Here is a 7,417-nt window from a genome sequence, read left to right on the forward strand (position 1 = left end):
ATCTATAATATGATTGCTTGGATTACAATAATTGTAAAGATCTATTAATATATCTTTAATCACACTATCGCTCCCCGTAATAGTAGGTAAGATCTTTTGCATAATTTGATAATCAAAAGCTATATGTTCTTCCAACAAACTATATCTTTTGTTTTCCAACATATAAAATATTATCTCATCCCTTACTCTATAGCCAAAATGTTTCTTTCCCATAGCCATTATATTATTAATCTCTATAATTTCATTATTTACTTTATTTACATATTCCCTATCAGTTTTAATAGCATCTTTAATGGATAAATAGCTAGTTTTAAACCAAGAGTTATCTAAATTCATGTCTTCTATATTATCTTCAAAATCAAAATCTAAAATATCTAATCTTACATCAGAAAACTCTATTGTATTAATTCTATCTAATACTTTTCTGCTAAAAGCAAAAGTGGTATCATCCATATTAACTGTACCAATAATATATAGGTTTTCTGGAATTCTTAAATTAGCATATGGATTATCTTCAAGTAGATAACTATTAGAAAAGATCTTATCTGTTAACAATTGATTGTTATCATCAAAATATCTAGATTCAATAATGCTTAAATATTCACTTAGATAGTACTCAACTCTAGCTAAATTCATTTCGTCTAAACATACAAAATATGGCTTGTTCAAGTTTTCAGGCTTTGATGCCTCTTCAATTATCCTAGTTAATTGTCCTGGGATAAATTCATCATTAATATTTTTATATCCAAATAGTTCTGTACTATCATTCCAATCTGGTTTCACACTAATGATACTATATTGATTATTTACAGTAGTAGCTCCTACAGCTTCAGCAAATAACTTTACTAATTTCGATTTGCCTGTACCACTAATACCAGCTAAAATAAGGAAAGGTTTTGTTTTCAAACTTAAATAAAAATTGCTTAAATCTTCATAGGAAAAAATAAAACCCTTTGATTTAATATTTTTATATATACTATTTATATTATCTTCCATATTTTTCTCTCCAGATTTTTGTGTATTTGACTTAATCTTAATGTGATTGTCTATGGCTTCATTGGCTTTAAGATAAATCAAATTATAATAATCATTATAAATTCTAATCATATCTCTTAAATCCTCAATAAACTCTTCCTCACTTGGAAAACTATCTCTCAAATATTCTTTATAATATATTGAACCAATTTCATAATCAACATTACCGATAATCAAATTATTATCTATATTAAATCTAGTATTATCTAAAGTATTTCTTATCATTTCTCTTGTGGTCTTCATGGATTCTTTGGCAGCTTTAGTGCCAAATTCCTTTTTTAGATTTGTACATCCTTGATTCAATGTTAAATATACCCTACTCATATCTTCAGAAAATAAATAAACTATATATACTCCCCTTTGAATAGTAGTAGTAATCTCTTCGTTATATGCAGCAATCCATGGATATCTTGTCCAAGTACCAGCACCACAAGATCCCCTTGCACTTAAGCCATATTCTTTTACAATCTCATTTAAAGAATCTGTAGTAGTATAATTTATCAACTTAAACATTTCATGATTTTTATTAAATCTACCTACTGTTTTGCTTTCAAGATAATTATCTAAGATATCCTTGAAGTAATTTGTTATCAATTTATCACCACCTGTTTTGTCTAATAGTTTCCCTTCTCCTAAATAAATGGCAATCAAAACGTCCCTTTGCCATTTTCTGTAGCTTTATGAATTACATATCCTTGTTTACTCATCATTTTAATAATAATCTGCTCTCTTCTCTTTATCCTTCTATCTGCATTTATATAGTCTTTAGACTGTTATACCATTTTTTTGGTATAGCTACATAAAAGGGATAAGGAGATTTTTTATGTGGCAATTTTCGTATAATCTTATGGTCTATTTTAGTATTTGTTTTTCTGGTTTCATCATAATTTAAAAATATTGGCTAGGGATCTCCTAGCCAATTAAACTTCTTTTTTTAATTTTTCTATTTCTTTTTTAGAAAGGCCTGTTGCTTTTACTACTAAGGCTATTTCTGCGCCTTCTTTTAACAAGGTCCTTGCTATTATCCTTCTTTCTTCTTGTCTGCCTTCTTGTCTGCCTTCTTGTCTGCCTTGAGCTATTCCTTTTTCTATACCCTCTTTTTCTATTTTATCTAATATACTCACCTTAATAGCCTCCTTTCCTTCTATCTTTTTAATCTTTTCTATTAATTCATCTTCGGAAATATCCCTATGAGTTTGCTGTATATAATTTAAATATATCCTTATAAAATATGTTAATTCATCTGTATCCTTCTCCTTCATTGCATCATGTGTCACTAATAAAAATTCTTCCAATACTATTTCTATATCCTCTTCATGAGAAAACTTAAATGCTGTTAACATCATAGCTGCCAATTTTGTATACTTTCCAAAATTATCTTCCCCAGATTCTCCAATATTATATAGATCGTATTTAAATACTGGTATTCTTTCTTGAAAATAACTTGGTAAACTATAAAAGTCTGGGATCATATCCCTTAAGTCTGTTCTAATATTCCAATCTCTAGTGCCATGATAAACCACTAATGGTAATATTATCGGCAATTCTTCTTTTTCCTGTTTTTGAATTGTTTCAATCCATATTTCTAGTATATATTTATTTAATTGAAATGCAGTTAATTTATCTCTATAGGATTTATGCTCATATAGAAAACAAATATACACATCTCTACCATTTATTTTTGTACTATATATTAAGTCTGAAAAGGTTTCTTTTAATTCTTCATTTTCAAAGGAATCTCTTGATAGTTCCATATTATCTATATCTATTGTATCTAATGCTTCCTTTGGTATATTGTTTTCCAAGAAACTTTTTGCTATTTCCTTATGACTAAATACCTCTTTAAACATAGCATCATGTTTATTCACTATTTCATTGCCCATGGTTTCACCAACTTTTGTTTTCTTAATTATATTATATCAAAATATTTAGTTAATTACATTAAAAATAATATATTGATACTTAGTGTAAAATAATTGTTCAGGAATTATGGCAGGATTCAGCAAATTACATAATGAAGCAATTAAAGATGGTGCATTATCTACAAAAAATAAAGAATTGATTGCATTATGTATAGCCATAGCGGTAAGATGCACAGGCTGTATTCAATGTCATGTTAAAGCAGCTATAGATGCTGGTGCTACACGAGAAGAGATTTGTGAAGCAGTTGGGGTAGCAATATTAATGTCAGGAGGTCCTGGCACAGTATATGGTTCAATGGCCTTAGAAGCAGCAGATCAATTTTTAGCTAAATAGACATTATAAACAAACAAGGTGTGCCTAGGCACACCTTGTTTGTTTATATATTTATCTCTTCCTGATTATCATATATTTAAAATTAAATATATGATAATTCTATCTACCTATTCCAATTTATCTACAGATAAAATATCTAATTAACGTCCGCAACATTTTTTATATTTTTTACCACTTCCACAAGGGCAGGGATCGTTTCGTCCAATCTTTTTCTTAGTATTTATATCTATAATATTTGTATTATTGGATTTTAAATTTTCTTTATAATTTATCAGTTCAATAGAAGTATAGCCTTTTAATATCCACATCCTAGTGTTATTATTAATATCAATTAGTAACTGTCCTATCATTTGAAATACTTCTATATCTTCAATTTCCAAGAAGTTTTTTAAATAATTAATCATTTCTTCTATATTAAAATCATAATTAATCATATCATGAACAGTCCTCAATATATCGTCTATTTCTTCATCACTGATATCATATAATAATTTCAAGTATTCAGAAAAATTATTAGTTTGTGCAGTTCTACGTATATAATTATCCTTTGAAGCTTTTAATAATTCTAATTTACTAAATGGGTAATAAGGCGTGTCTACCCTTGCATTTTGCTCTTTAACGACCCAATTTTCATCATGTACTGCTGGATTTTTATATCCTTTGGCAGTTAGTTTTAATTTTTCATAATATTGAGAAGCACTTAATAAAACCATAGGAAGATCTACTACATTAGGTTTTTTACCTGTATACTCTTCTACTTTTTTTATAATAATTGAATTATATAAAAATCCATAGTAAAACAACATACCAGCAACTAAATCTATCCAAAGAGTATTCCTTTTGACTAATTTTCTATATTCTTTCGTATCATATTCCTTAAATACATTCATTATTTCCATAGGCATAACTAATACCTTTTCACCATTTAATTTTCCAGTAAACACCAATCCAAATTCTCTAAAAAACTTTGCTTTTTTATAATCAAAATCCTTTACTTTTATATATCCGCCTTGGTTTAATATTTTTTTTAATATTCTATACCTTTCGTCATCTAAAACATCCAATACTGTATTAATTTTTAATGGGATTAAATCTTTCAATTTATCAGCTAATTCATTTTTCTTTAAAGAGCTTAATCCTCGTAATTTAAAATTTTGTCGTATTGTTGTCATTTCATCTTTTGTAAGTTGGTTTAAAAACCCTTCTAAAGTTAGCGGTATTTTTATATCTTTCCATAATTTCCTTTCCTGTTTTATAAAATTCTTCAATATTGCTTCATCAAATCCCATGATTATTCTTTTTATACTTTCTTCTAATTCTCTATCTCTCATAACCGTCATCCCCTCATGAAACTCATTTACCTTATAATTATACAATATTATATCATTTTATAGCTATAAAAGAAAAGCAATAAATACTAATATATTGTATTGTATAGTAAAAACATAAAAAATTGTTATCGGTGGAAAAACATTTGAAGATATAGGTTAAGGATGCTTAGTGTATAATTGTCCAATTAGCTTAGGAGCTTAATAGATGATATTAGAAAAATTTATTTTCAATTATTAATATAATTAATAAAGAACATAGGTTTATAAAAATATATTATTATAAATCCTATAATCAACAACATCTTATTATGTTATAATGTTATGTGCAAAAAGATTGTCAATTAAAAGGAGGATAAAATGAATTTTAAAAGATTACCATTGTTTTTAGGAATTATAATGGCCTTATTTTTAATTACAGGCTGTAGTGGACATGATGATACTAATGTAGGGTCTCAAGTGTTTGACCCAAATGCAAATTTTGACACTATAATTGAACAAGCTAAAGGAGATACTGTTAGTTTTTATGGCTGGGGTGGAGATGAAGATAGAAATAGATGGTTAAATGAAACTGTTGCTCCAGTATTAAAAGAAAAATACGATATTACTTTGGAAGTTGTTGGAATGGATATCGACGATATACTTGCTAAACTATCAGGAGAAAAACAAGCTGGTTTGGAAGAAGGAACCATTGATATGATATGGATAAATGGAGAAAACTTCTATTCTGCTAAAGAAAATGATTTATTATTTGGCCCTTTTGTAGAACAATTACCTAATTTTGAGAAATATATAGATAGTAACGATGAGGAAATCAAAAATGACTTTGGATTTCCTATAGAAGGCTATGAAGCACCATATGCAAAGGCACAAATGGTATTTATAAATGATAGTGCTGTGACTAAAGAAACACCAAGAAATGCTGAAGAATTCATGGAATATTGTAAAAAGTATGAAGGCAAAGTAACTTATCCTGCATTGCCTGATTTTACAGGAAGTGCTTTTGTAAGAACATTAATTTACGATATAGTTGGACATGAACAATTCATAGGCATGGAGCCTGATAAAGAAGTAGTAAAGGAAGCAATAGAGCCTGCCTTAGAGTATTTAAGGGAGTTAAACAAATACTTATGGAATCAAGGAAAAACCTTCCCTTCAACTTCTGGAGAAGTTAATAACATGTTTGAAGATGGTGAATTAGTAATGACTATGAGTTATGGCCCCTACTCAGTAGCTACAGGTATAGAAAAAGGTATATATAAAAATACTGTACGAACATTTGTATTTGACAAAGGTACAGTAGGAAATACTAATTATATTGCTATAGCTAATAACTCACCTAATAAAGCTGCTGCTATGGTGGCAATTAATGAAATTATTTCAGCTGAAATACAGGCAACTCAATTTGAAGAATTAAAAGAACTACCAGTAGTTTCCTATGGCAAATTAAATGCTGAAGAAAAAGCTAGATTTGACAATGTCGATATAGGACAAGGTGTTCTACCACAAGATGAACTTCTTAGTAAGCGTTTACCAGAGATGCCAGCTAATATTGTTCCTATAGTAGAAGAAATTTGGTTAGAAGAAGTAGTTGGTAAATAATTTTTAGGAGTGAAAGATTATGAATAAAAAAACACCCTATATACTTATAATGCCCATAGTATTATTGGGTGTTCTTTTTATATTTGGGGTTTTAAATGGAATAGTTCAAAGTTTTGGATATATTCCAGCTTTTGATTTAACAAATATAACTTTAGATTATTATATTGAAATACTTAATAATCCTACTTTCCTTGATTCCTTAAAGGTAAGCTTACAAATATCCATTATATCCTCTGTATTAGCAGTGATTTTAGGAACTATACTCACAGCTGCACTAGTATATACAGAACACACAGAAGGTAAAGTAATCCAAGTAATCAAACTTGCTATCCTAATACCTCATACTATAGTGGCATTGTTTGCTATAAGTATACTTTCTCAGAATGGTTTGATTGCTAGACTTTTTTATCATTTAGGGTTAATAAATGTCCAAGGAGATTTTCCATTGTTACTATATACAAAGAACAACTTTGGTATTATCTTAGGATATATATGGAAGGAAGTACCTTTTGTTGCATACTTTAGCTTAGCTTTAATGTCTAGTATAAATAATACATTGGGAGAGGCTTCAGAAAATTTAGGTGCATCTAAATTAAAGTCCTTTTTTTATATAACTTTACCTCTAAGTATGCCTGCTATAAGAAAAGCTTTCTTAATTATTTTAACATTTTCCTTTGGAGCCTATGATCTGCCATTTCTATTGGGAGCAACTATGCCAAAGGCTTTGCCTGTACAAGCTCATATTGAATACATTCATCCTGATTTACGCCATAGACCTTATGCTATGGCCATGAATGGTTTAATATTAATAATTGCTTGGACAATTGCGGGTATCTATTATTTAATAACTAAAAGGAAAAAAACAAAAGGTGATATTCATGAAAGATACTAATTCAAATAAACTATTGAAATTTTTCTTATATCTTGTTGTATTTACAATATTGGCACCTATGGCAATACTTCTTCTTTGGACTTTTGTCAGTCGATGGCCTTGGCCAGATTTGCTACCAGAAGCTTATTCACTTAGGGCTATAAAAGATGTATTTGCACCTCATACAAAAATATTTTCAATATTATTTTCAAATATATTATTATCACTATCTGTAGCAATTTTATCAGCGATAATAGGTACAATGACTGCTAGAGCATTAGTTCTATACGATTTCGTAGGAAAAAGATTAATAGAGTTTTTAAGC

General features: G+C 28.5%; 6 protein-coding genes and 1 pseudogene. 4 read left to right on the top strand and 3 right to left on the bottom strand.

The genetic code is table 11. From position 1 onward, the window contains the following. A partial coding sequence (locus VK998_RS00295) for an MrcB family domain-containing protein (protein WP_325224193.1) occupies positions 1–1,686 on the bottom strand: 1,686 nt, incomplete at its 3' end. Positions 1,687–1,955: 269 nt separating this feature from the next. Then, complete coding sequence (locus tag VK998_RS00300; RefSeq protein WP_325224195.1) at positions 1,956–2,903, bottom strand: Rpn family recombination-promoting nuclease/putative transposase; 948 nt, start codon at positions 2,901–2,903, stop codon at positions 1,956–1,958. A gap of 121 nt (positions 2,904–3,024) precedes the next feature. On the opposite strand from VK998_RS00300, the gene VK998_RS00305 reads away from it, so the two are divergent. Beyond that, the gene (locus VK998_RS00305) at positions 3,025–3,291 is read left to right on the top strand and encodes a carboxymuconolactone decarboxylase family protein (RefSeq protein WP_325224196.1); all 267 of its coding nucleotides are present in this window, start codon (positions 3,025–3,027) and stop codon (positions 3,289–3,291) included. Positions 3,292–3,431: 140 nt separating this feature from the next. Here VK998_RS00305 and VK998_RS12945 read toward each other — a convergent pair. Beyond that, positions 3,432–3,503: pseudogene (locus VK998_RS12945) on the bottom strand (SEC-C metal-binding domain-containing protein); the annotation flags it as partial. Between the two features lie 1,476 nt (positions 3,504–4,979). On the opposite strand from VK998_RS12945, the gene VK998_RS00315 reads away from it, so the two are divergent. The 3 genes from VK998_RS00315 to VK998_RS00325 form a co-directional block, all read left to right on the top strand. Beyond that, positions 4,980–6,221 carry an ABC transporter substrate-binding protein gene (locus VK998_RS00315; RefSeq protein ID WP_325224200.1) on the top strand — a complete coding sequence of 414 codons (1,242 nt, stop codon included), beginning with the start codon at positions 4,980–4,982 and terminating at the stop codon, positions 6,219–6,221. A gap of 19 nt (positions 6,222–6,240) precedes the next feature. Next, positions 6,241–7,113 (top strand): ABC transporter permease, encoded by an 873-nt coding sequence (locus tag VK998_RS00320; RefSeq protein WP_325224203.1) that lies wholly within the window; start codon positions 6,241–6,243, stop codon positions 7,111–7,113. Next, positions 7,100–7,417: hypothetical protein (locus tag VK998_RS00325; RefSeq protein WP_325224204.1), on the top strand; the 318-nt coding region annotated here is incomplete at its 3' end. The genes VK998_RS00320 and VK998_RS00325, both read left to right, overlap by 14 nt.

Origin of the sequence: Schnuerera sp., from assembly GCF_035459645.1 — a bacterium.
GTDB lineage: Bacteria > Bacillota > Clostridia > Tissierellales > Tepidimicrobiaceae > Schnuerera.